The organism is Pseudomonas jilinensis, assembly GCF_003586265.1.
Lineage (GTDB): Bacteria > Pseudomonadota > Gammaproteobacteria > Pseudomonadales > Pseudomonadaceae > Halopseudomonas > Halopseudomonas phragmitis.
This window is the reverse complement of sequence record NZ_QJSA01000001.1, coordinates 218,196-237,459: the sequence shown is the minus strand read 5'-3', so window position 1 is coordinate 237,459 and position 19,264 is coordinate 218,196. Positions and strand designations below refer to the sequence as shown.

General features: G+C 60.6%; 18 protein-coding genes. 6 read left to right on the top strand and 12 right to left on the bottom strand.

Features of this window, described 5'->3' with window-relative positions; all coding sequences use genetic code 11:
- Window positions 1-86: 86 nt before the first annotated feature.
- The 7 genes from hflX to C2846_RS01000 form a co-directional block, all read right to left on the bottom strand.
- Window positions 87-1,388, bottom strand: coding sequence for a ribosome rescue GTPase HflX (gene hflX, locus C2846_RS01030; RefSeq protein ID WP_080049713.1), 1,302 nt, complete (start codon window positions 1,386-1,388; stop codon window positions 87-89).
- A gap of 20 nt (window positions 1,389-1,408) precedes the next feature.
- Complete coding sequence (hfq, locus tag C2846_RS01025; RefSeq protein ID WP_080049712.1) at window positions 1,409-1,663, bottom strand: RNA chaperone Hfq; 255 nt, start codon at window positions 1,661-1,663, stop codon at window positions 1,409-1,411.
- A 129-nt stretch (window positions 1,664-1,792) separates the two neighbouring features.
- Entirely contained in the window at window positions 1,793-2,764 is a 972-nt protein-coding gene (gene miaA, locus C2846_RS01020) for a tRNA (adenosine(37)-N6)-dimethylallyltransferase MiaA (RefSeq protein WP_119700484.1), read from the bottom strand.
- A gap of 26 nt (window positions 2,765-2,790) precedes the next feature.
- Window positions 2,791-4,647 (bottom strand): DNA mismatch repair endonuclease MutL, encoded by a 1,857-nt coding sequence (gene mutL / locus C2846_RS01015; RefSeq protein ID WP_080049710.1) that lies wholly within the window; start codon window positions 4,645-4,647, stop codon window positions 2,791-2,793.
- A gap of 2 nt (window positions 4,648-4,649) precedes the next feature.
- Window positions 4,650-6,044: an N-acetylmuramoyl-L-alanine amidase gene (locus C2846_RS01010; protein WP_119700483.1), complete on the bottom strand. Its 1,395-nt coding sequence runs from the start codon at window positions 6,042-6,044 to the stop codon at window positions 4,650-4,652.
- 17 nt (window positions 6,045-6,061) lie between these two features.
- The gene (tsaE, locus tag C2846_RS01005; protein ID WP_080049709.1) at window positions 6,062-6,541 is read right to left on the bottom strand and encodes a tRNA (adenosine(37)-N6)-threonylcarbamoyltransferase complex ATPase subunit type 1 TsaE; all 480 of its coding nucleotides are present in this window, start codon (window positions 6,539-6,541) and stop codon (window positions 6,062-6,064) included.
- A gap of 270 nt (window positions 6,542-6,811) precedes the next feature.
- Window positions 6,812-8,299, bottom strand: coding sequence for an NAD(P)H-hydrate dehydratase (locus tag C2846_RS01000; protein ID WP_080049708.1), 1,488 nt, complete (start codon window positions 8,297-8,299; stop codon window positions 6,812-6,814).
- 65 nt (window positions 8,300-8,364) lie between these two features.
- Between C2846_RS01000 and queG the strand changes: the two genes are divergently transcribed.
- The gene (gene queG / locus C2846_RS00995; protein WP_080049707.1) at window positions 8,365-9,432 is read left to right on the top strand and encodes a tRNA epoxyqueuosine(34) reductase QueG; all 1,068 of its coding nucleotides are present in this window, start codon (window positions 8,365-8,367) and stop codon (window positions 9,430-9,432) included.
- 41 nt (window positions 9,433-9,473) lie between these two features.
- Here queG and orn read toward each other — a convergent pair whose 3' ends face one another.
- Entirely contained in the window at window positions 9,474-10,016 is a 543-nt protein-coding gene (orn, locus tag C2846_RS00990; RefSeq protein WP_080049706.1) for an oligoribonuclease, read from the bottom strand.
- Between the two features lie 56 nt (window positions 10,017-10,072).
- Here orn and rsgA point away from each other — a divergent pair, with 56 nt between their 5' ends.
- Window positions 10,073-11,083, top strand: coding sequence for a small ribosomal subunit biogenesis GTPase RsgA (rsgA, locus tag C2846_RS00985; protein WP_080049705.1), 1,011 nt, complete (start codon window positions 10,073-10,075; stop codon window positions 11,081-11,083).
- Here the strand turns inward: rsgA and motB are convergent, their stop codons facing one another.
- A complete protein-coding gene (gene motB, locus C2846_RS00980) occupies window positions 11,084-12,052 on the bottom strand; it encodes a flagellar motor protein MotB (protein WP_080049704.1) in 969 nt (322 codons plus the stop codon).
- Window positions 12,053-12,056: 4 nt separating this feature from the next.
- Window positions 12,057-12,911: a flagellar motor stator protein MotA gene (motA, locus tag C2846_RS00975; RefSeq protein ID WP_080049703.1), complete on the bottom strand. Its 855-nt coding sequence runs from the start codon at window positions 12,909-12,911 to the stop codon at window positions 12,057-12,059.
- A gap of 116 nt (window positions 12,912-13,027) precedes the next feature.
- Here motA and C2846_RS00970 point away from each other — a divergent pair, with 116 nt between their 5' ends.
- The 3 genes from C2846_RS00970 to asd are packed head-to-tail and all read left to right on the top strand — an operon-like array spanning window position 13,028 to window position 16,262.
- Window positions 13,028-14,566 carry a histidine kinase gene (locus tag C2846_RS00970; RefSeq protein WP_119700482.1) on the top strand — a complete coding sequence of 513 codons (1,539 nt, stop codon included), beginning with the start codon at window positions 13,028-13,030 and terminating at the stop codon, window positions 14,564-14,566.
- Between the two features lie 37 nt (window positions 14,567-14,603).
- Window positions 14,604-15,407: a rhodanese-like domain-containing protein gene (locus tag C2846_RS18715; RefSeq protein ID WP_205890062.1), complete on the top strand. Its 804-nt coding sequence runs from the start codon at window positions 14,604-14,606 to the stop codon at window positions 15,405-15,407.
- Window positions 15,408-15,416: 9 nt separating this feature from the next.
- Window positions 15,417-16,262, top strand: coding sequence for an archaetidylserine decarboxylase (gene asd, locus C2846_RS18710; RefSeq protein WP_080049700.1), 846 nt, complete (start codon window positions 15,417-15,419; stop codon window positions 16,260-16,262).
- 145 nt (window positions 16,263-16,407) lie between these two features.
- Here asd and epmA read toward each other — a convergent pair whose 3' ends face one another.
- Window positions 16,408-17,367 (bottom strand): EF-P lysine aminoacylase EpmA, encoded by a 960-nt coding sequence (epmA, locus tag C2846_RS00960; protein ID WP_080049699.1) that lies wholly within the window; start codon window positions 17,365-17,367, stop codon window positions 16,408-16,410.
- A gap of 78 nt (window positions 17,368-17,445) precedes the next feature.
- Window positions 17,446-18,012 carry an elongation factor P gene (efp, locus tag C2846_RS00955; RefSeq protein WP_080049698.1) on the bottom strand — a complete coding sequence of 189 codons (567 nt, stop codon included), beginning with the start codon at window positions 18,010-18,012 and terminating at the stop codon, window positions 17,446-17,448.
- Between the two features lie 78 nt (window positions 18,013-18,090).
- Between efp and epmB the strand changes: the two genes are divergently transcribed.
- Window positions 18,091-19,116, top strand: a complete 1,026-nt coding sequence (gene epmB / locus C2846_RS00950) for an EF-P beta-lysylation protein EpmB (protein WP_080049697.1) — start codon at window positions 18,091-18,093, stop codon at window positions 19,114-19,116.
- Window positions 19,117-19,264 lie beyond the last annotated feature (148 nt).

The following is a 19,264-nucleotide window of genomic DNA, read 5'->3' as shown; positions in this document are numbered from 1 at the left end:
CGCCACAGGTTGCCGAAAAGCTCCCGCGGCCGTTTCGCCAATCGTACCGCAAATGCTCGACGCTGCGCGAACCGCAGCGCCGTCCATTATTGCAAAGTATGTTGAGTCAGGAAGGCCTCGGGCTGCCAACCCTCGCGCTTGAGCAATCTATTGAAGTCGCTGCGCGGCAAACGCAGATCAAGTTGCTGGCGACCATCATCAGCGATCGACTCATGCACAACTGCACCGAGCGCATAGAACTGGGCGCGCAAGCGCGCCTCGGCATGCTCCAGCACAATACGCTGCTGCAGAACATCTTCGCCCAGACGCTCAGCCATTGCCTGAGCCAGCAGATCAAGCCCCAGACCATCACGCGCAGACAGCCAAACCCGAATGGCCACCCCCTGCTCGTCACGTTGAATTCGTGGCTCGAATTCGTCCAGCAGGTCGATCTTGTTGTAGACCTCCAGCACCGGCAGCTCGGCAGCACCAATCTCATCCAGCACCAGATGAACCTGTTCGATATTCGACTGCCGCTCGGCATCCGCAGCATCAATCACATGCAACAGCAAGTCGGCCTGGCTCGATTCTTCCAGCGTAGCGCGGAAAGCCTCAACCAGCTTGTGCGGCAAATGACGGATAAAACCTACGGTGTCAGCCATGACCACCGGACCAATCTCGCTGAGTTCAATGCGTCGCAATGTCGGGTCCAGCGTCGCGAACAACTGGTCAGCAGCGTACACCGCCGAAGCGGTCACGGTATTGAACAGGGTCGATTTGCCGGCGTTGGTATAGCCTACCAGCGACACTACCGGAATTTCCGCACGACGACGCCCGCGCCTAGCCTGCTCGCGCTGGCTACGCACCTTTTCCAGCCGCTTGAGGATCTGCTTGATACGCCCGCGCAACAAGCGCCGGTCGGTTTCCAGCTGAGTTTCACCTGGCCCGCGCAAACCGATCCCGCCCTTCTGCCGCTCAAGGTGGGTCCAGCCTCTGACCAGACGAGTGCTCAGATGTTCGAGCTGAGCCAGCTCGACCTGCAGCTTACCCTCATGGGTACGGGCTCTCTGGGCGAAAATATCGAGAATCAGACCGGTACGATCGATCACCCGACACTCCAGCTCACGCTCCAGATTGCGCTCCTGGCTGGGAGTCAGGGTGTGGTTGAAAATAACCAGATCAGCCTCATGCCCCTTGACCAGGGCACGCAGCTCCTCAACCTTGCCGCTGCCAATCAGGAAGCGCGGGCTGGGCTGCTGTCGGTTGATCGTCAGAAAGGCAGCGATGTCGGCACCCGCAGAGCGGGCGAGTTCGAGAAATTCCTGGGGATCTTCGCGGGTCAGGTCATCCAGGCCTTCGAGGTGAACGAGTACCGCACGTTCACCTCCTTCATGGCGCTCAAAAAACAATCAGGCCTCCTGAACTACCATCAGGCGTTACCGCCCTCGGCTTCATCAACACCGCCCTGAGCCGGCAGACGTACGGGACGGCCAGGTACGACGGTAGAAATAGCGTGCTTATAGACCATCTGGCTGACAGTGTTCTTCAGCAGAATGACAAACTGGTCGAAAGACTCGATCTGGCCCTGCAGCTTGATGCCGTTGACCAGGTAAATGGATACCGGAACACGTTCCTTGCGCAGAACGTTCAGGTAAGGGTCTTGTAGAGAATGCCCTTTTGACATCGCTCACTCCTTATGGAAACCGTTTTTTTGAGCATTAAAAATGCGTTTTATCCAACCTGTCCATTATCCTTAAGACGGGTTGGCCTGATTAAATGACTGCAAAAACAAGATTAGCAGAACACGCCGATCCTATATGGCGATAGTTTGCAAGGCTTTCAAGGCCTGCTCGAATCTTTTCGGATCCAGGCTATCAAGCCAGTCGATAGGATCGGACCAGCCCCGCAGCCAGGTGAACTGCCGCTTCGCCAATTGACGCGTGGCGATAACCCCCCGTTCGACCATGCCATCATAGGAGAGCTTCCCCTCCAGATAATCCCAGGCCTGACGATAGCCAACCGCGCGCACTGACGGCATCGAGCTGTCCAGATCACCGCGGGCATACAAGGACTGCACCTCGGCAATAAAGCCTTGCTGCAACATCAGAGAGAATCGCTGAGCGATACGCTCATGCAGGATATGCCGCTCCGTTGGAGCAACAGCCAGATAATGCATAGTATAAGGCATATTTTGCCCAACGGGCGGCTCTGAACGGGCTTTTTCCGCCGACTGGCGGGCGTGCCAGCCACTCCAGGGCACACCACTGAGCAAAAAGACCTCATAGGCCCGCTGAATTCGCTGCGGATCGTTGGGATGAATCCGTGCAGCCGACACCGGATCGACCTTGGCAAGCTCTGCATGCACCCCTGGCCAGCCAATCTCGGCGGCCTGCGCCTCAATCCGCTGACGCACCGCCGGATCGGCAGCCGGCATTGGCGCCAGCCCTTCGGCCAACGCCTTGTAGTAGAGCATGGTGCCACCAACCAGCAGCGGCAAACGCCCACGGCCATGAATGTCATGGATCAGTGCCCGGGCATCTTCGGCGAAGCGAGCGGCCGAGTAGGCCTCGGCCGGATCAAGGATATCCACCAAGTGATGCGGGTAGGCCGCCAAGGTGGCTGCATCAGGCTTGGCCGTACCGATATCCATACCCCGATAGACCAGTGCCGAATCGACACTGACCAGCTCACAAGGCAAATGATCGGCCAGATACAGCGCCAGATCAGTCTTGCCTGCTGCGGTCGGCCCCATCAGGCAGATGACCGGAAGAGCCGGCGCACTCATGCAACACTCCGACACAGACTCATATCTCAACGCCCACGCAGGAACAGCTTGTCCAGCTCTGCCAGGCTCATCTGGGTCCAGGTCGGGCGCCCATGATTGCACTGACCACTGCGCTCGGTCTGCTCCATATCACGCAACAGCGCATTCATTTCCGCCAACGTCAGGCGCCGATTGGCCCGAATCGCGCCATGGCAAGCCATGGTCGCCAGCAGTTCATTACGGTGCGCCTGAATCCGATCACTGCTGCCATACTCCAGCAGGTCGGCCAGCACATCACGTACCAGTTGCGCCGCATCGGCCTGCCGCAGCAGCGCCGGAATCTCGCGAATCGCCAGGGTTTCAGGGCCCATGCGCTGCAGACCGAAACCCAACTGGGCAAACCAGGCGGCATGTTCCTCAGCGCAATCGGCCTCGCGCTGACTGACCGCAATCGATTCCGGCACCAGCAACGGCTGACTGCGCAGCCCCTCACTGTCCATGGCCTGCTTCAAGCGCTCATAGGTGATCCGCTCGTGGGCCGCGTGCATATCCACCACCACCAGCCCCTGGGCGTTCTCAGCGAGAATATAGATACCTTGCAACTGCGCCAGGGCATAGCCGAGCGGCGGCGCTTCTCCGGCTTCAGCGGCTGGCAGCTCGGGGCGCTGCAGCACTTCGCCAGCTCCGGCATACAGCTCAGCATACCCCTTAAGGACACCCGCTACCGCCTCGCTGGATGGTCGCTCCGGCACCTTGGGCGCTGGATTCCAGGCCGCCGCAGGCTCATTCAGCGGCATGCGCTCCTGGCCGGAAAAGACCCCAGCTGCCAGGCCACTGACGACCGGCTGAGCGACAGCTGGCTGCAGTCCTGGCTCGTCACTAGCCGCCCCAGCATCACCGGGACGCTGATCGGCCAGCGCCCGGTACAGAGTGCTGAACAGAAAATCATGCACCATCCGCCCATCACGGAACCGCACCTCATGTTTGGTCGGGTGCACATTGACATCCACCACCGCCGGATCCAGCTCCATGAACAACACGAACGTCGGATGCCGTCCATTGAACAGCACATCCCGATAGGCCTGGCGTACCGCATGGGCGACAAGCTTGTCCTTGATCATCCGGCCATTGACGAAGAAGTACTGCAAATCGGCCTGGCTGCGCGAAAAGGTTGGCAATCCGACCCAACCCCACAGGCGCAGCCCGGAGCGCTCGGAATCAACCTGCAACGATTGCTCGACAAAGGCCGGACCACAGACCGTGGCCACCCGCCGCCGGGCCTCTTGCTCGGTATTGGCTGGACGCAATGAGAAAATGGTCTTGCCATTGTGACGCAGACTGAAAGCCACATCGAAACGCGACAACGCCAGGCGCTTGACCACCTCTTCAAGGTGCGCGAACTCGGTTTTCTCGGTACGTAGGAACTTGCGCCGGGCCGGGGTATTGAAAAACAGATCGCGTACCTCAACCGTCGTACCCTGAGGATGGGCCGCCGGCTGTACTCGCGGAGCCATGTCGCGCCCCTCGGTCTCGACCTGCCAGGCCTGATCGGCGCTGGCGGCCCGTGAGGTCAGGGTCAGACGCGAAACCGAGCTGACCGAAGCCAGTGCCTCACCACGAAAGCCCAGCGTGGCAACCCGCTCCAGATCGTCAAGATCACGAATTTTGCTGGTGGCATGCCGCGACAGCGCCAAGGGCAGATCGTCTTCGACAATCCCGCCACCATCATCACGCACCCTGAGGAGCTTGACCCCGCCCTGCTCAACATCGATATCGATACGTGTGGCGCCGGCGTCCAGGCTATTTTCCAGCAACTCCTTGATAACAGAGGCGGGCCGTTCAACGACCTCCCCTGCCGCGATCTGGTTGGCCAGTCGCGGACTAAGCAGATGAATACGGGACATAATCAGTTCTGAACCAGCATACTACCGGCCGGCACCTTGAGTACCTGGCCGACACGAATCTGGTCGTTGGTCAGATTGTTGGCCTGGCGCAAACTGGCCAGGGAGACACTGTAGCGGGTAGCAATCATAGACAGGGTATCACCGCGCACCACGGTATGCTCGCGCGGCCCCTGGGCCTGCAGCCTGCCTTCGGCACGCAGTGCTGCCAGCCGGGTACCGGGCGGCGGGTTACGGTGAAAATAGTCGCGAATCCCATTATGCATGGCTCTGGCCAGGGTCTGCTGGTGGCTGCGGGTTACCAGTTTCTGCGCCTCGCCCGGATTGGAGATAAACCCGGTCTCGACCAGAATCGATGGGATATCCGGCGACTTGAGCACCATAAAACCCGCCTGCTCGACCCGCCGCTTGTGCAGCGGCGTAACCCGGCCAATCGAGTTGAGTACCAATTGCCCCACATCCAGGCTGGCCGACAGGGTGGCTGTCATGGACAGGTCCAGAAGCACGCTGGCCAGCACCTTGTCCTTGTCGTCCAGGGTCACGCCACCGACCCCACCGATAAGGTCCGAACGGTTCTCCCGGTCAGCCAGCAGCCGCGCGGTCTCGGAGGTGGCACCGCGATCAGACAGCGCGAAAACCGAGGCACCAAAGGCGCTGGCACGGGTAAAGGCGTCGGCATGAATCGAAACGAACAGGTCAGCATTGTGCTGACGGGCGATCTCGGTACGCCGACGCAGCGGAATGAAATAGTCCCCGGTCCGCACCAGTACCGCCTTGAACCCTGGCTCGGCGTCGAGCATCGCTTTCAGGTCACGGGAAATCGCCAGCACCACGTCCTTCTCACGGGCACCGCGATAGCCAACAGCGCCCGGATCTTCGCCACCATGGCCGGCATCCAGCGCAACAATGACGTCGCGATTGCCCGACTCGGCAGTACGCGCCGGCTGTTGCGGCAGTGGTGAGGCGCTGGGCTGGGTCGGAGCGGGCAGATCACTGCGTGGCGGTTCCTGATCAAACAGGTCAATCACCAGACGATGACCGTACTGTTGATTCGGCGGCAAACTAAAGCTTTTCGGGTTAACCTGACGCGATAGATCCAGCACCACCCGCAGGTCGCTGTCATTGCGTGGCGCCGAACGCATTCCGGTAAGCGGAGTACCTTCCAGCGGCAAATTGGCGGTATTGGCCGACAGCCGGGCACCGTTGATATCGATCACGATACGTTCGGGACTCGACAGGGTGAACAGAGTGTGGTCGGCTGGGCCCGACAGGTCAAAAACCAGGCGAGTGTTGTCCGGAGCGCGCCAGAGGCGCACATTGTTGATTTCAGCGGCTTGCACTAGCCCACTGAAGGCGCTGACCAACCCTGCCCCCAAGCAGAGCGACGCCAATTTCAACATTCCCCCGATTGCCTTTGTCACGATTGTGCTTCACCCCTTATGTCACGCAGCCGCTGGCATGCCATCACTCCCTGGGCGCTGTGATGCTCAAGCGTCAGGAGGCGTCCGCCACCCTCTGCGCCTATGGTAATCGTCAGGTCTGGACTTGGCAAAACACCTGTGCCTTTTTCTGGCCACTCAACCAGACACAGGCTGTCATCGCGAAAATAGTCGCGAATCCCAAGAAACTCCAGCTCTTCCGGATCGACCAGCCGGTACAGGTCAAAATGGTAGATATTCAAGCCGTTCAGTTCATAGGGTTCAACCAGCGTGAAGGTCGGACTTTTTACCGCCCCAACATGCCCCAGGCCGCGAATCAGGCCTCGACTGAGGGTGGTCTTGCCCGCGCCCAGGTCGCCGTGCAGATACACTACCCCACGCCCCTCAAGGGCCCGACCCAACTCAGCCCCAAACGCCTCCATCACCTGCTCACCCAGCAGTTCCACACGATACTTCATGCTCGACCCCAAAAAATCAGGAAAACACTGATTAAATAAGTCCAGTGTTGGCCCAATTGTCGCTGACCTGTTCTGGACACGCCGTGAACCCCCTCCGGGTCCGGCCAACCGATCACAGATCGGTCGCCGTTCGGCGGCGCACGAAGCATGCTTCGTAAACGCTTGCCTCACCCCTGGGGGCTTGACGATGCCCGTCCAGGGCATCGACAGTCCAAAACAGGTCAGCGCCAACTGGGCTGCTGGGCTTGAGTGCAATTAATCAGTGCTTCCTTAGTTGAGTAACTGCCTAATAGGCTCAATCAAATCACTGGCCAGCACACCACGCTGGCCAGCCTGGGCCGCCTGATCGCCGGCCAGGGCATGCACCAGCACCGCATAACGGCCGGCATCGCCAACATCCAGGCCCTGAGCCAACAGAGCTCCGGCCAATCCCGAAAGCACGTCCCCCATTCCAGCGACAGCCATGCCCGGGTTGCCGTCGGAGCATAGCGCCAATGGTCGCTCGCCACCCGGCGGCCCGGCTATCAGACTGCCTACCCCTTTTAGTACCACTGCGCTGGCGTAACGTTCAGCCAAACGCTGCACCGCCACCAGTCGGTCAGCCTGGACTGCAGCAGTGTCCAGCCCCAATAAGCGGGCGGCTTCTGCCGGATGCGGTGTCAGCAGGCAGGGGCCGATTAGCCCCGGAACCTCCGCCTCGGCCAACAGGTTCAAGGCATCGGCATCGAGCACTTTGGGCAGTTCACTGGCCAGTATCTGACGCCAGAGTGAGCGCGCCCAGTCACTGCGCCCTAACCCCGGGCCTATCACCAGGCAGCTAGCCTGCTCCAGCAGTGGAGCCATAGCCGCCGGATCATCCAGTCCATGCACCATCACCTCCGGGCAACGACTGAGCAGCGCCGCTACATGCTCGGGCCTGGTCACCACGCTGACCCGGCCCGCACCACTGCGCAATGCGGTCTGAGCAGCCAGAATAATGGCTCCGCCCATGCCCCGCTCACCGCCGACCAGCAACACATGACCAAACAGCCCTTTGTGCGCCGCCCGCGGCCGGGCTGGCAGACAATCCCTCCAGTCGCCAAGGCGCAGGCGCACGCCTAATGCCGGCGGTACGTCCTCAGGCAGCCGCGCCAACGTGGCAAATACCAGGCGCCCCACATGGTCTGGCCCCTGGGCAGTCAGCAAACCAGGCTTGAGGGCAATAAAGGTAACCGTCAACTCGGCACGCACCGCCACACCCTGCGGCACCCCGGTATCAGCATCCAGCCCACTGGGAAGATCTACTGCTACGACAGGCAGCGCACTGCGGTTCAGCTGCTCGATCAGTTCAGCATACTGTGGCCTGACAGGCCCACTGAGCCCGGTACCAAGCAAGGCGTCGACCACAACGCCTGCCAGCTCGGCCTCAGCACACCAAGGCTTGATTACCAGCCCCTCATTCCGAGCCGCCTGCCAGGCCAGAGTAGCATCACCACGCAACTGCTCTGGTGCGCCCAACCAGTAAACAGTCACCTGCCAACCTGCCCGCTGCGCCAGCACACCAACCAGATAACCGTCACCCGCATTATTGCCTGTACCACACAGCACCGTCAGCCGAGCAGCCCCCGGCCAGCGCTGTAACACAGCCTCCCACACTGCTGTTGCAGCCCGCTGCATAAGCTCGAACCCGGGTATGCCGCCGGCAATCAGCCGGGCATCCAGTTCACGGGTTTGCGCCGCAGAATAAAAAACCGCAGGAAGACGAGAGGACATAGGCATGCCAATTTGTGAGATTCCTTCGTACAATTATATGAGTTCCTAGCGCATCAGCCCACCGAGCCAGCATGTCCGACATTCCCACTCCCGAGCAACTGGTCAGCCAGATTCGCAGCCTGGCCACAGAACTCGGCTTTCAGCAACTTGGCATCAGCCAGCCAGACATCGGCCAGCACGAACGCTGGCTGCAAGCCTGGCTGGCAGCCGGCTACCATGGTGATATGGAGTGGATGGCCAGCCACGGTAGCAAGCGTACCCGCCCGGCCGAGCTGGTGCCGGGCACCCAGCGGGTCATCTCGGTACGCATGGATTACCTGCCGGCCGAACCGGCCATGGCCAAACGCCTGGGCCAGCCCGAGCGTGCCTACATTTCCCGTTACGCCCTGGGTCGTGATTATCACAAGCTGATGCGCCGCCGGCTGCAACATCTGGCCGAACGCATCCAGGCCCTGGTCGGGCCGTTCGGCTATCGCGCCTTCGTCGACAGCGCGCCCGTCATGGAGCGGGCCCTGGCCACCCGCGCCGGGCTCGGCTGGATCGGCAAGAACACTATGCTGATCAATCGCCAGGCCGGCAGCTACTTCTTTCTGGGTGAACTCTATACCGATCTGCCGCTGCCGCTGGACTCCAGCTACGAACAGGAGCACTGTGGCCGCTGCCAGGCCTGCCTAGACAAGTGCCCGACCCAGGCCTTCGTCGGCCCCCATGTACTGGATGCGCGGCGCTGCATTTCCTACCTGACCATCGAACTCAAGGGCAGTATTCCACTGGAACTACGGCCGATGATGGGCAACCGGGTGTTCGGCTGCGATGATTGCCAACTGGTCTGCCCCTGGAACCGCTTCGCCAAACCCAGCGCTGAAGACGACTTCAAACCCCGCCACCAACTTGACCAGGCCGAGCTGGTCAGTCTGTTTCGTTGGGATGAAGAAACCTTTCTGCGCAACACCGAGGGCTCGCCAATTCGCCGGATCGGCCACGAACGCTGGCTACGCAACCTGGCGGTCGGTCTGGGCAATGCCACCAGCAGCATCCCGGTGATTGAAGCCCTCAAGAGCCGCGCCGACCACCCTTCGGAGTTGGTACGCGAGCATGTGCGCTGGGCCCTGGCGCGGCATGGGGAACTGCCCGCTTAGAGAACAAACCGAAAGCTCCGATCTTACGGCTGAACATTTCTTCAGACCTTGATGAAATGCTCGCGATAATGGCGCAGCTCGGCAATCGAGTCGCGGATATCGTCCAGCGCCAGGTGACTGCTCTGTTTCTTGAACCCGTCCTTGACCTCTGGAGCCCAGCGCGCGGCCAGCTCTTTTAGCGTTGAAACATCAAGATTGCGGTAATGGAAATATTTCTCCAGCGCTGGCATGCCACGATAGAGAAAGCGTCGGTCCTGACAGATGCTGTTGCCACACATCGGTGAACGACCCGCCGGCACCCACTGTTGGAGAAACACCAGAGTCTGCCGTTCGGCCTCGGCCGCATCAATGCGACTGTCCTTGACCCGCTGGGTCAGGCCGGACTGGCCGTGCTGGCGAGTATTCCACTCATCCATGCCGTCAAGCAGTGCATCCGGCTGATGCACAGCAAACACCGGCCCCTCGGCCAGCACATTAAGCTGAGGATCAGTCACCACGGTGGCAATTTCAATGATCACGTCCTTGTCCGGATCCAGGCCGGTCATTTCCAGGTCGATCCAGATCAGGTTGTCGGGGTTTTGCATAAGGACTCCAGGCAAGGTTTAGGCTACACTGCCGCCATCTTAACCGACCTGAACCCATGGCCAAACGAAACCTTACCCGACGCCAGAGCTGGCGCATCCAGAAAATCCAGGAAGAGCGGACTGAGCGAGCCCGCCGCCGTGCCGAGCGTGCGGAAGAAACCCTTATGGGCGGCGACCTGGGGCCAGAGCAGCAGGGCCGGGTCATTGCCCACTTTGGTGTACAGGTCGATGTGGAGGGCGACGACGGACTGATCCGCCGTTGCCACATGCGTGCCAACCTGCCGGCACTGGTGACCGGCGATCAGGTCATTTGGCGAGCAGACAACCAGCAGGGTGGCGTGATCGTCGCCCAGTTGCCACGCAGCTCCGAGCTGTGCCGTCCGGATCAGCGTGGCCAGTTGAAACCGGTCGCCGCCAATGTCGATCAACTGGTAATCGTCTTTGCCCCGCTGCCCACCCCTTACAGCAACCTGATCGACCGCTATCTGGTAGCAGCCGAACAGGCCGGTCTGACGCCGCTGCTGGTACTCAACAAGGCCGATTTGATGCAGCAAGGTGAGTACCCGGAGTTGCGCGACTGGCTGGCCGACTACGCCAAGCTCGGGTATCGGGTGATGCACCTGTCGGCCGGTTCCGGTGAAGGCCTGGAACAACTGCGCACCGCCCTGCAGGATCGCATCAGCGTATTTGTTGGTCAGTCGGGGGTAGGCAAGTCATCGCTGATCAACACCCTGCTGCCCGGTGTCGACCTGAGGGTTGGTGAGCTGTCCGAAGCGACCGGCAAAGGCACGCACACTACCACTACCGCCCGGCTATTTCACTTTCCGGCTGGCGGCGAACTGATCGACTCGCCCGGTATCCGTGAGTTCGGCCTGACCCATATCAGTCATGACGACCTGCTCGAAGGCTTTATCGAGTTTCGTCCTTTCCTTGGGCTGTGCCGTTTCCGTGACTGCCAGCACCTGCACGAGCCGGGCTGCGCCCTGCTGCAAGCGCTGGACGAAGGCAAGATATCGACCACCCGGATGGACAGCTATCGCCATATTCTGTCCAGCCTGAGCAGTTGATTACTGACCGCGCAACTGCTCCAGCGAGCCACCTTCCTCGAACAGATTGAGTGAGCGTCCACCAGGAATCCGCTCACCGCTGACCGGCACATCCAACGGCACCTGAGCGTCCTGTTCCTGATAAGCAGACTCGCTGACACCATCAAGCATCTGTTCTTCGGCCCGCTTGTTCAACACTACGATATCAATGCGCCGATTGACTGGATTGAGCGGATTGCTACGGTCAAACAGGGCCGAATCGGCAAACCCCACCACTCGGGCCAACTGCTGTTCAGGGTAGCCGGCAGCCAGCAGGGTTCGCCGCGCGGCATTAGCCCGATCCGCCGAGAGCTCCCAGTTTCCGTAATCGCGCCGGGCGACAAATGGCTGAGCATCGGTATGCCCGCTGATACTGATCTTCTTCGGCACCCGGGCTATGGTATCGCTCAGGGCAAGCAGGATTTCCTCGAAATAGGGTTGCAACCGGGCGCTGCCGCTGGCGAACATCGGCCGGTTCTCTGCGTCGACGATCTGGATACGCAAGCCGTCCTGAGTGATTTCCAGCAAAATCTGATCCTTGAACCGTTGTAGCACCGGATCGATATCAATCTGGTTTTGCAACTCCTGCAACAACAGATCAAGCTGTTGCTGTTCCAGCTCATCTGCCAGCTCCTGAATCGACTCGGGGTCCAGCGGCACTGGATCAGTGACTGCACTTTCCTGCAGTGTGCGCTGTGGTGCCAGCTCCGGCGCCCCCCCCAGATCAATAACGTAAGGGCTGCCACCCTCGGAAAAACCGATGGGGTCCTGGAAATACCCTGAAACCATTTTCAACTGTTCCGGGGTCGCTGTGGCCAGCAGCCACATGACCAGGAAGAATGCCATCATGGCGACGGCGAAATCGGCGAAGGCGATCTTCCAGGAACCGCCGTGATGCCCGTCCGCCTTGCGGCTGACACGCTTGACGATGATTGGCTGATTGTTATCCATCCGCTCAGCGGCCCTTCACCGACGACTCGAGTTCAGTAAAGCTGGGACGGTGTTCCGGCAGCAGCGCCTTGCGCCCAAACTCCACCGCCAGAGCCGGCGGCAAGCCCTGGGCACTGGCGACCAGACACATCTTGATCGCCTCGTAGACATTGGCCTCTTCATGGGCCTCATGCCCCATGGCAGCGGCAAACGGGCCAACAAAGCCATAGGCCGCCCAGATCCCCAGGAAGGTTCCCACCAGAGCGGTGGCCACCTTTTCACCGATCTGGGTGTTGTCTGCATCACCCAGAATACCCATGGTAATCACGATCCCCAGCACCGCGGCGACAATCCCGAACCCCGGCAGCGCGTCGGCCACGCGGGTCACTGCATGCGCGGGACCGTGCAACTCTTCGGTAAGGCTGGAAATTTCAACATCGAACAACGCCTCAAGTTCATGCGGCGCCATGTTGCCCGTTGACATGATCCGCAGGTAATCGCAGATGAAGGCCGTCATGTGTTTGTCTTTGAGAATCGCCGGGTACTTGCTGAAAATCGGGCTCTGCTCCGGTTCTTCGATATCCGCCTCGATTGACATCATGCCCTCGCGCCGGCTCTTGTTGAGCACCTCGTAGAGCACGCCCAGCACATCAAGGTAAAACGGCTTACTGAACTTGTGGCCGAACAGGATGGCCGGTACCTTGCCAAACACCTTTTTCACCGTGGCAAAGTTGTTGGCCACCAGAAATGCCCCCAGCGCCGCCCCGCCGATAATAAGAATCTCGAAGGGATGCCAGAGCGCCGCCAGGTGGCCGCCCGACAGCATGAAGCCGCCGAGCACACAGATGAACACGACAATGAAACCGGCAATTTTCAGCATAAACCCGTCATTTCCTCATAATCCTTCAGGCCACCGACCTGCAATCCTCCGTGACGGAGGTAAAACTCCCGCGCTATAGTCTGCGACAAAACCTGGAGTGTAAAGTCGCCCTAGCCATGAGCCTAGACCAGCACGGCAAGATCGATCCACAAGACGCTATCGGCAGCCTGAGCGAAAGCCTGAGTGCAATAGTGTTACCCATTGAACGCCAGCAGCGCGATCTGCTGCTGCGGCATCTGAACAATGAATTGCTGAGTCTGAGCGATCTGAGCCAGGCGATTCTGCGCTCGCCAGTCGCAACTTTGCATGTCTGTCGCCAGGCCGGGCTGGCCGCGCGTCAGCGCGATATCGACATAATGACCCTGGAGCAGGCCTGCGGCCTGCTTGGCGTGGAACGCCTGCGCAGCCTGTTGCGTGAACTGCCGGTCATCGACCGTGAGCAAGCACCGCAACAATACCGGCAACTGCTTAGTCTTAGCGAGCATGCCCTGGCACAGGCCCAGGGACTGTTCGCCCAGCGCATGGCCAGACTCTGGCATGAGCTGTCACTGGCAAGCCTGCTGTTTTTGGCGCCCTTTTGGGTGATAGTTTACCAACGCCCCGAGTTGTTCGACGGCTGGGACCGACGCCATCTCGGGCTGGCGGCAGCTCCCAATACAGCCCCTGTCCCTAGTAACGCCGAACTGCTGGAGCTGGCCATTCAATTGGCCCAACGCTGGTGGTTACCACCCTGGATCATTCAGGGCTACCGCGCCCTTAGCGGTCGCCGCACCATGGTCAAGGCTCTGCATATCGCCCGCAACAGTGAACATCCGCGCGCCCAGCAGGCGGCTCTGGACGATGACCGCCCGCTGCTGCGCTGGCTGACCCAGCCGGCCAATAGCCTGTTGATGGCCAACGGTCTGGCTCTGGGTGCACACCATGACTGGGATGCCCGTCACACCCGGCGCTGGCAGCAACTCACGGCACTCTACCTTGGCTGTGCTCTGGACGAGATGCAAAGCGCCAGCCACCGCAACGCGGTCAGTCACGCCCAGCACAACCCCGAACTACGCAGTACCGGACTGTGGCACCCCGCCGAGGCACTGCTCTGGCCCCAAGGCACCCGTCGCCAGCCCCGCACTGCACCTCCCAGAACCCTTGCCGCTCGCGGCAACCCCGAACTCTGGCGTCAACGCTGCCTGACCCTGCGCCAGCACCCCAGCCCGTTTGCCAACCTGCTGAGCGCCCTCGACTGCGCGCTGGATGCGCTGGAACAGGGACTGGATATCAGACGAAGCTGGATTGCCCTGTATAATGGCCGCAAAGATCAACTGATGATCAGTGCCAACCGCGGCTTTGACGCTGCCAGTTTGGCCGGCGCTACGCTGGGCTCTTGCCGCGAAGGCCTGTGGGGACGCTGGCTGAGCAGCAGTGACTGTCATGACCTGAGCCCGGAGCGCCTGCGTCAGCTCGCCCAGTTGATGCCAGCCAGTTGCAAAACGCTACTGGCTGAACATGGACACCTGTTGCCCCTGCTCCATCGAGAGCGGGTAATAGGCCTGATCCATGTTGCGCCAGCCAACGGCCAGCTCGACCAACGCCGCAGGGCCGCTCTGATCAAGACCGCGCAAAGTCTTTACCAGGCCCTGATAACCTTCAAGCAGCCGAACTGAACCGGCTCGCCTGACCCATACAACAGGAGCACAACCGATGAACGAGCTAGCACTATTGCTCGAGCCCACCGATTTGCCTGATATCGGTACCAACCCGGACCTGCGCCTGGTTGATTTGAGCAAGACCGAGCAATACCTGAGCGGCCATATCCCCGGCGCCGTGCACCTTGCCCCGAGCCGGATCGTGCATCCGGCGCCCACCCCTGGCTATCTGCCGGACCTGATCAGCCTGAGCGCACTGCTGGGCGAGCTGGGTCATCACGAGCGGCTGCACTACATTGTTTACGATGATGAGGGCGGCGGCTGGGCCGGGCGCTTTATCTGGCTGCTCGACTGCATCGGTCACACGCACTACAGCTATCTCAACGGCGGCCTCAAGGCCTGGCAGCTAGCTGGTCTGGCGCTGGAGCAGCACGCAAACCAAGCCCACCCGACACAGCCACAACTGCAGTTGAATGACGCCCCGACCATCCACTTGGAGCAACTGCTGGCCGACCTGGACAACCCGCAGCGGGTAATCTGGGATGCCCGCTCACCAGCAGAGTACCGTGGCGACAAGGTACTGGCGGCCAAGGGCGGACACATTCCCGGCGCGATCAATTTAGAGTGGACTGCTGGCATGGACCCAGAACGCGGCCTGCGCCTGCGTAGCGACCTGGCCGAGCAGTTGCAGGCCCTGGGCATCACTCCAGACAAGGAAATCGTCACCCACTGCCAGACCCATCACCGCTCCGGGTTTACCTATCTGGCCGCGAAAATTCTCGGTTACCCCCGGGTCAGAGCCTATGCCGGCTCCTGGTCCGAGTGGGGCAACCACCCCGACACCCCTGTTGAAACCTGAGGACCCCGCATGCGCGAGCGCCTGTTCATCATTTCCCAATACCTACTGCCCCAGCATCTGCTGTCACGCCTGGCCGGCGGCCTAGCCAACTGCACCTGGAGCTGGGTCAAGAACCCTTTCATCACCTGGTTTGTGAAGCGCTATCAGGTCGACATGAGCGAGGCGGCCGAAGAAAATCCGACCGCCTACGCCTGTTTCAATGACTTCTTTACCCGCGCACTTAAAGATGGCGTCAGGCCATTGGCCGACGGCGATGGAGTACTGTGCCCAGCCGATGGCGCCATCAGCCAATTGGGCCGTATTGAACACGGCCGCATCTTCCAGGCCAAAGGCCAGAGCTTCAGCGTGCTGGAACTGCTCGGCGGCAACCCGGAACACGCCGCACTGTTCCAGGGCGGCGAGTTTGCCACTGTATATCTGTCACCACGCGACTATCACCGGGTACACATGCCGCTGGGTGGCACCCTGACTGACATGATCTACGTGCCCGGCAAGCTGTTCTCGGTCAATCAGACCACGGCGGAAAACGTACCCGAGCTGTTTGCCCGCAACGAACGGGTAGTCTGTCTGTTCGATACCCCGGCCGGACCAATGGCCGTGGTGCTGGTCGGTGCCATGATCGTCGCCTCGGTGGAAACCGTCTGGGCCGGCCTGGTCGCTCCACCCAGTCGGCAACTGAACAGTCAGCGCTACGGCCAGGCAGCACCAGAGCTGGCACGCGGGGCGGAAATGGGCCGCTTCAAGCTGGGCTCGACTGCCATCGTCCTGTTCGGTCCGGACAAGGTAGAGTGGGTCAAAGAACTGGCCGCCGGCAGTGCTGTGCGTATGGGTCAGGCGATGGGCACCGTGCGCTAGGGAAACACTGATTAAATCTGTTTCGGTGCCGGCCCAGGGTCTGTTACCGCAAGCAGCTGTTTTTCCTGGGAGCCTGGAGCATCCGCTCCAGGCTGGAGCTGCGGTGAATTGACTAGAGAGCAGCTACCCCCCTGCCAGACGAGGGTCAAGCACGCTCCAGGGTAAAAGCCACCACCTGATCGATCCGGCTGGCGCCCAGTGCCAGCATCACCAGGCGGTCCACGCCCAAGGCCACACCGGCGCAGTCCGGCAGTCCCGAACGCAGCGCGTCGACCAGATGCAGGTCGATCGGCAGCACCGGCCGCCCAAGCGACTGGCGCTGCAACTGATCAGCCTCAAAACGCCGCAACTGCTCGTCGGCGTCACTGAGTTCATAATAACCGTTGGCCAACTCCATGCCGTCGATAAACAATTCGAAACGCGCGGCACTGGGCGCCTGATCATCACCATCGACCACCCGGGCCAGCGCCGCTTGGGACACCGGAAAGGCGTAGACCAGGGTCGGCTCGATCAGGGTCGGCTCAATGCAGTGGGAAAACAGTAAATTGAGCCAGCCATCGCGGTCCAGTTGCCCGTCGAAGCTACAGTGGGAGCGACCAAGCGCAGCCAGTTCCTCCTGTTGACAGGTATGGATATCGACGCCCAGTTGCTGGGCGAACAGCGCCGCATAGGTCACGCGCCGGGCCGGCGCCGAGCCGAGGATTTGCCTGACCAGTTCATCGACTTCATCCATCAGCTGGTGATGATCAAAGTCCGGTCGATACCATTCGAGCATGCTGAACTCGGGATTGTGCCGCCGGCCACTTTCGCCATTGCGAAAAACCTTGGCCAGCTGCCAGATCGGTCCACTTCCGGCAGCCAGCAGGCGCTTCATCGGATATTCCGGCGAGGTATGCAGGTACAGCGGCTGCGCCGACCCGCCGCCTTCGGGCACGTAGTCGCAGACAAATGGAAACAGGTGCGGATCACTGACTGCCGCTGCAGACAGGCTCGGTGTTTCCACCTCCAGCACCTCGCGCTGGCGAAAGAACGTACGAATCTGGTCAATGATCGCCGCGCGCCGGCGCAGTGCATCCAGCGTAGCGCTGGGCTGCCAGTTACTCATTGGGCACTCCACATTTGAGCCTTACAACGCAAAACCGGGGCCTTGGCCCCGGTTGATGACGAACGCCAATGACGCTAATCAGGCACGACCAACGTAATCGCTGGTGCGAGTGTCGACCTTGAGTACATCGCCAACGTTGATGAACAACGGCACCTTGACCACCGCGCCAGTCACCAGCTTGGCCGGCTTGTTGCCGCCGCCGGAGGTATCACCGCGCACGCCCGGGTCGGTCTCGACCACTTCCAGCTCGACAAAGTTCGGCGGAGTTACGGCAATCGGCGAACCATTGAACAGGGTCACAGTGTAGATCACCTGCTCCTTGATCCAGTTGATGCAATCGCCCACAGCTTTCTCGTCAGCACCTACTTGTTCGAAGGAACCGTCGGTGGCCATGAAGTGCCAGAACTCACCATCGGCGTAAAGGAACTCCATCTCGCGGTCCATTACGTCGGCGCCTTCCAGGCTGTCGCCGGACTTGAAGGTGCGCTCGTTGACCCGACCGGTCTTCAGGTTACGCACCTTGACCCGGTTGAAAGCCTGGCCCTTGCCCGGCTTGACGTACTCGTTCTCGAGGATCGAGCAGGGGTCACCGTCGAGCATCACTTTGAGACCCGGCTTGAATTCGTTGGTAGAATAACTGGCCATAACTTTCCCACTTCAGTTTGAACGGTAGATCCGGAATCGCGCCCGGATGCTCTGCCACCCTTGCGCGGAAAAACGCCAATGATACATGGAACTTCGGCGCCTGTTGAGTCTGTCGACTGGCAAACGCTGCTGGCCACCAGCATTACCGATGTACGGACTCTGCTGGAGAGGCTCGAACTCGATACCACTCTGCTCGAACCGGGGCTGGCGGCTTGCGCCGAATTTCCGTTGCGAGTGCCTGAACCCTACCTGGCAAGAATGCAACCCGGCGAGCTCAACGACCCGCTTTTGCGCCAGGTTTTACCAGTCGGAGAGGAACTGCAGGAGCAGCCCGGCTTTATCCTCGACCCACTGGGCGAGCAGCACAGCAATGCCCGTCCGGGGATCATTCACAAGTATCACGGCCGGCTGCTGCTGATTGTCAGTGGCGGCTGTGCGATCAACTGTCGTTACTGCTTCCGCCGGCATTTCCCCTATGCCGACAACAACCTGAGCAGCCAGGAATGGGAGCAGGCGCTGGACTACATCCGGGCCGACAGCTCCATCAGCGAAGTAATATATAGCGGTGGCGACCCCCTGGCGGCCAATGACAAACGCCTGCACTGGTTGACCCGGCGTATTGCCGAGATCCCGCATGTTCGCCGCCTGCGGGTCCATACCCGACTGCCGGTGGTCATTCCCCAACGGGTCACCGATAGCCTGCTCGAAGCACTGTGTGACACTCGACTGCCAGTAACCATGGTGCTGCACTGCAACCATGCCAATGAACTGGATCAGGCTCTGGCCGGCGCCGCATCCCAGCTGCGAGGCGCCGGCATGCTGCTGCTCAATCAGGCAGTGCTGCTCAAGGGTGTGAATGACCGACTGGAAGACCAGATCGCCCTCAGCGAACGCCTAGGCGATAATGGCATTTTGCCCTATTATCTCCATGTTCTGGATCATGTGCGTGGTGCCGGGCATTTCCACATCGATGACCAACAGGCCAAAGAGCTGGTAGGCCGGATGCTGACTCGCCTGCCGGGCTTTCTGGTGCCCAAGCTGGTACGTGAGGTGGCCGGCCGGGCAAGCAAGGTACCTCTGCCTATCGAACTGCTGGAAGACTGAGCCGGGACTCGAAAGCGTCACAGCCGTCCGCTGAACTCGACCGGCCAGCAGTTGGTTTAGCATCGCCAGGGCATAACTGCTACAGTGTGAGCAGTTTCTCCATTATACCCGGAGCTCGGTTTTGTAGTCCGTCAGGTTGGAGCCGGAA

Coding starts and splice junctions, on each gene's coding strand:
- hfq (WP_080049712.1), bottom strand. CDS start 1,663: ATGTCAAAAGGGCATTCTCTACAAGACCCTTACCTGAACGTTCTGCGC.
- miaA (WP_119700484.1), bottom strand. CDS start 2,764: ATGAGTGCGCCGGCTCTTCCGGTCATCTGCCTGATGGGGCCGACCGCA.
- mutL (WP_080049710.1), bottom strand. CDS start 4,647: ATGTCCCGTATTCATCTGCTTAGTCCGCGACTGGCCAACCAGATCGCG.
- C2846_RS01010 (WP_119700483.1), bottom strand. CDS start 6,044: ATGTTGAAATTGGCGTCGCTCTGCTTGGGGGCAGGGTTGGTCAGCGCC.
- tsaE (WP_080049709.1), bottom strand. CDS start 6,541: ATGAAGTATCGTGTGGAACTGCTGGGTGAGCAGGTGATGGAGGCGTTT.
- C2846_RS01000 (WP_080049708.1), bottom strand. CDS start 8,299: ATGCCTATGTCCTCTCGTCTTCCTGCGGTTTTTTATTCTGCGGCGCAA.
- queG (WP_080049707.1), top strand. CDS start 8,365: ATGTCCGACATTCCCACTCCCGAGCAACTGGTCAGCCAGATTCGCAGC.
- orn (WP_080049706.1), bottom strand. CDS start 10,016: ATGCAAAACCCCGACAACCTGATCTGGATCGACCTGGAAATGACCGGC.
- rsgA (WP_080049705.1), top strand. CDS start 10,073: ATGGCCAAACGAAACCTTACCCGACGCCAGAGCTGGCGCATCCAGAAA.
- motB (WP_080049704.1), bottom strand. CDS start 12,052: ATGGATAACAATCAGCCAATCATCGTCAAGCGTGTCAGCCGCAAGGCG.
- motA (WP_080049703.1), bottom strand. CDS start 12,911: ATGCTGAAAATTGCCGGTTTCATTGTCGTGTTCATCTGTGTGCTCGGC.
- C2846_RS00970 (WP_119700482.1), top strand. CDS start 13,028: ATGAGCCTAGACCAGCACGGCAAGATCGATCCACAAGACGCTATCGGC.
- C2846_RS18715 (WP_205890062.1), top strand. CDS start 14,604: ATGAACGAGCTAGCACTATTGCTCGAGCCCACCGATTTGCCTGATATC.
- asd (WP_080049700.1), top strand. CDS start 15,417: ATGCGCGAGCGCCTGTTCATCATTTCCCAATACCTACTGCCCCAGCAT.
- epmA (WP_080049699.1), bottom strand. CDS start 17,367: ATGAGTAACTGGCAGCCCAGCGCTACGCTGGATGCACTGCGCCGGCGC.
- efp (WP_080049698.1), bottom strand. CDS start 18,012: ATGGCCAGTTATTCTACCAACGAATTCAAGCCGGGTCTCAAAGTGATG.
- epmB (WP_080049697.1), top strand. CDS start 18,091: ATGATACATGGAACTTCGGCGCCTGTTGAGTCTGTCGACTGGCAAACG.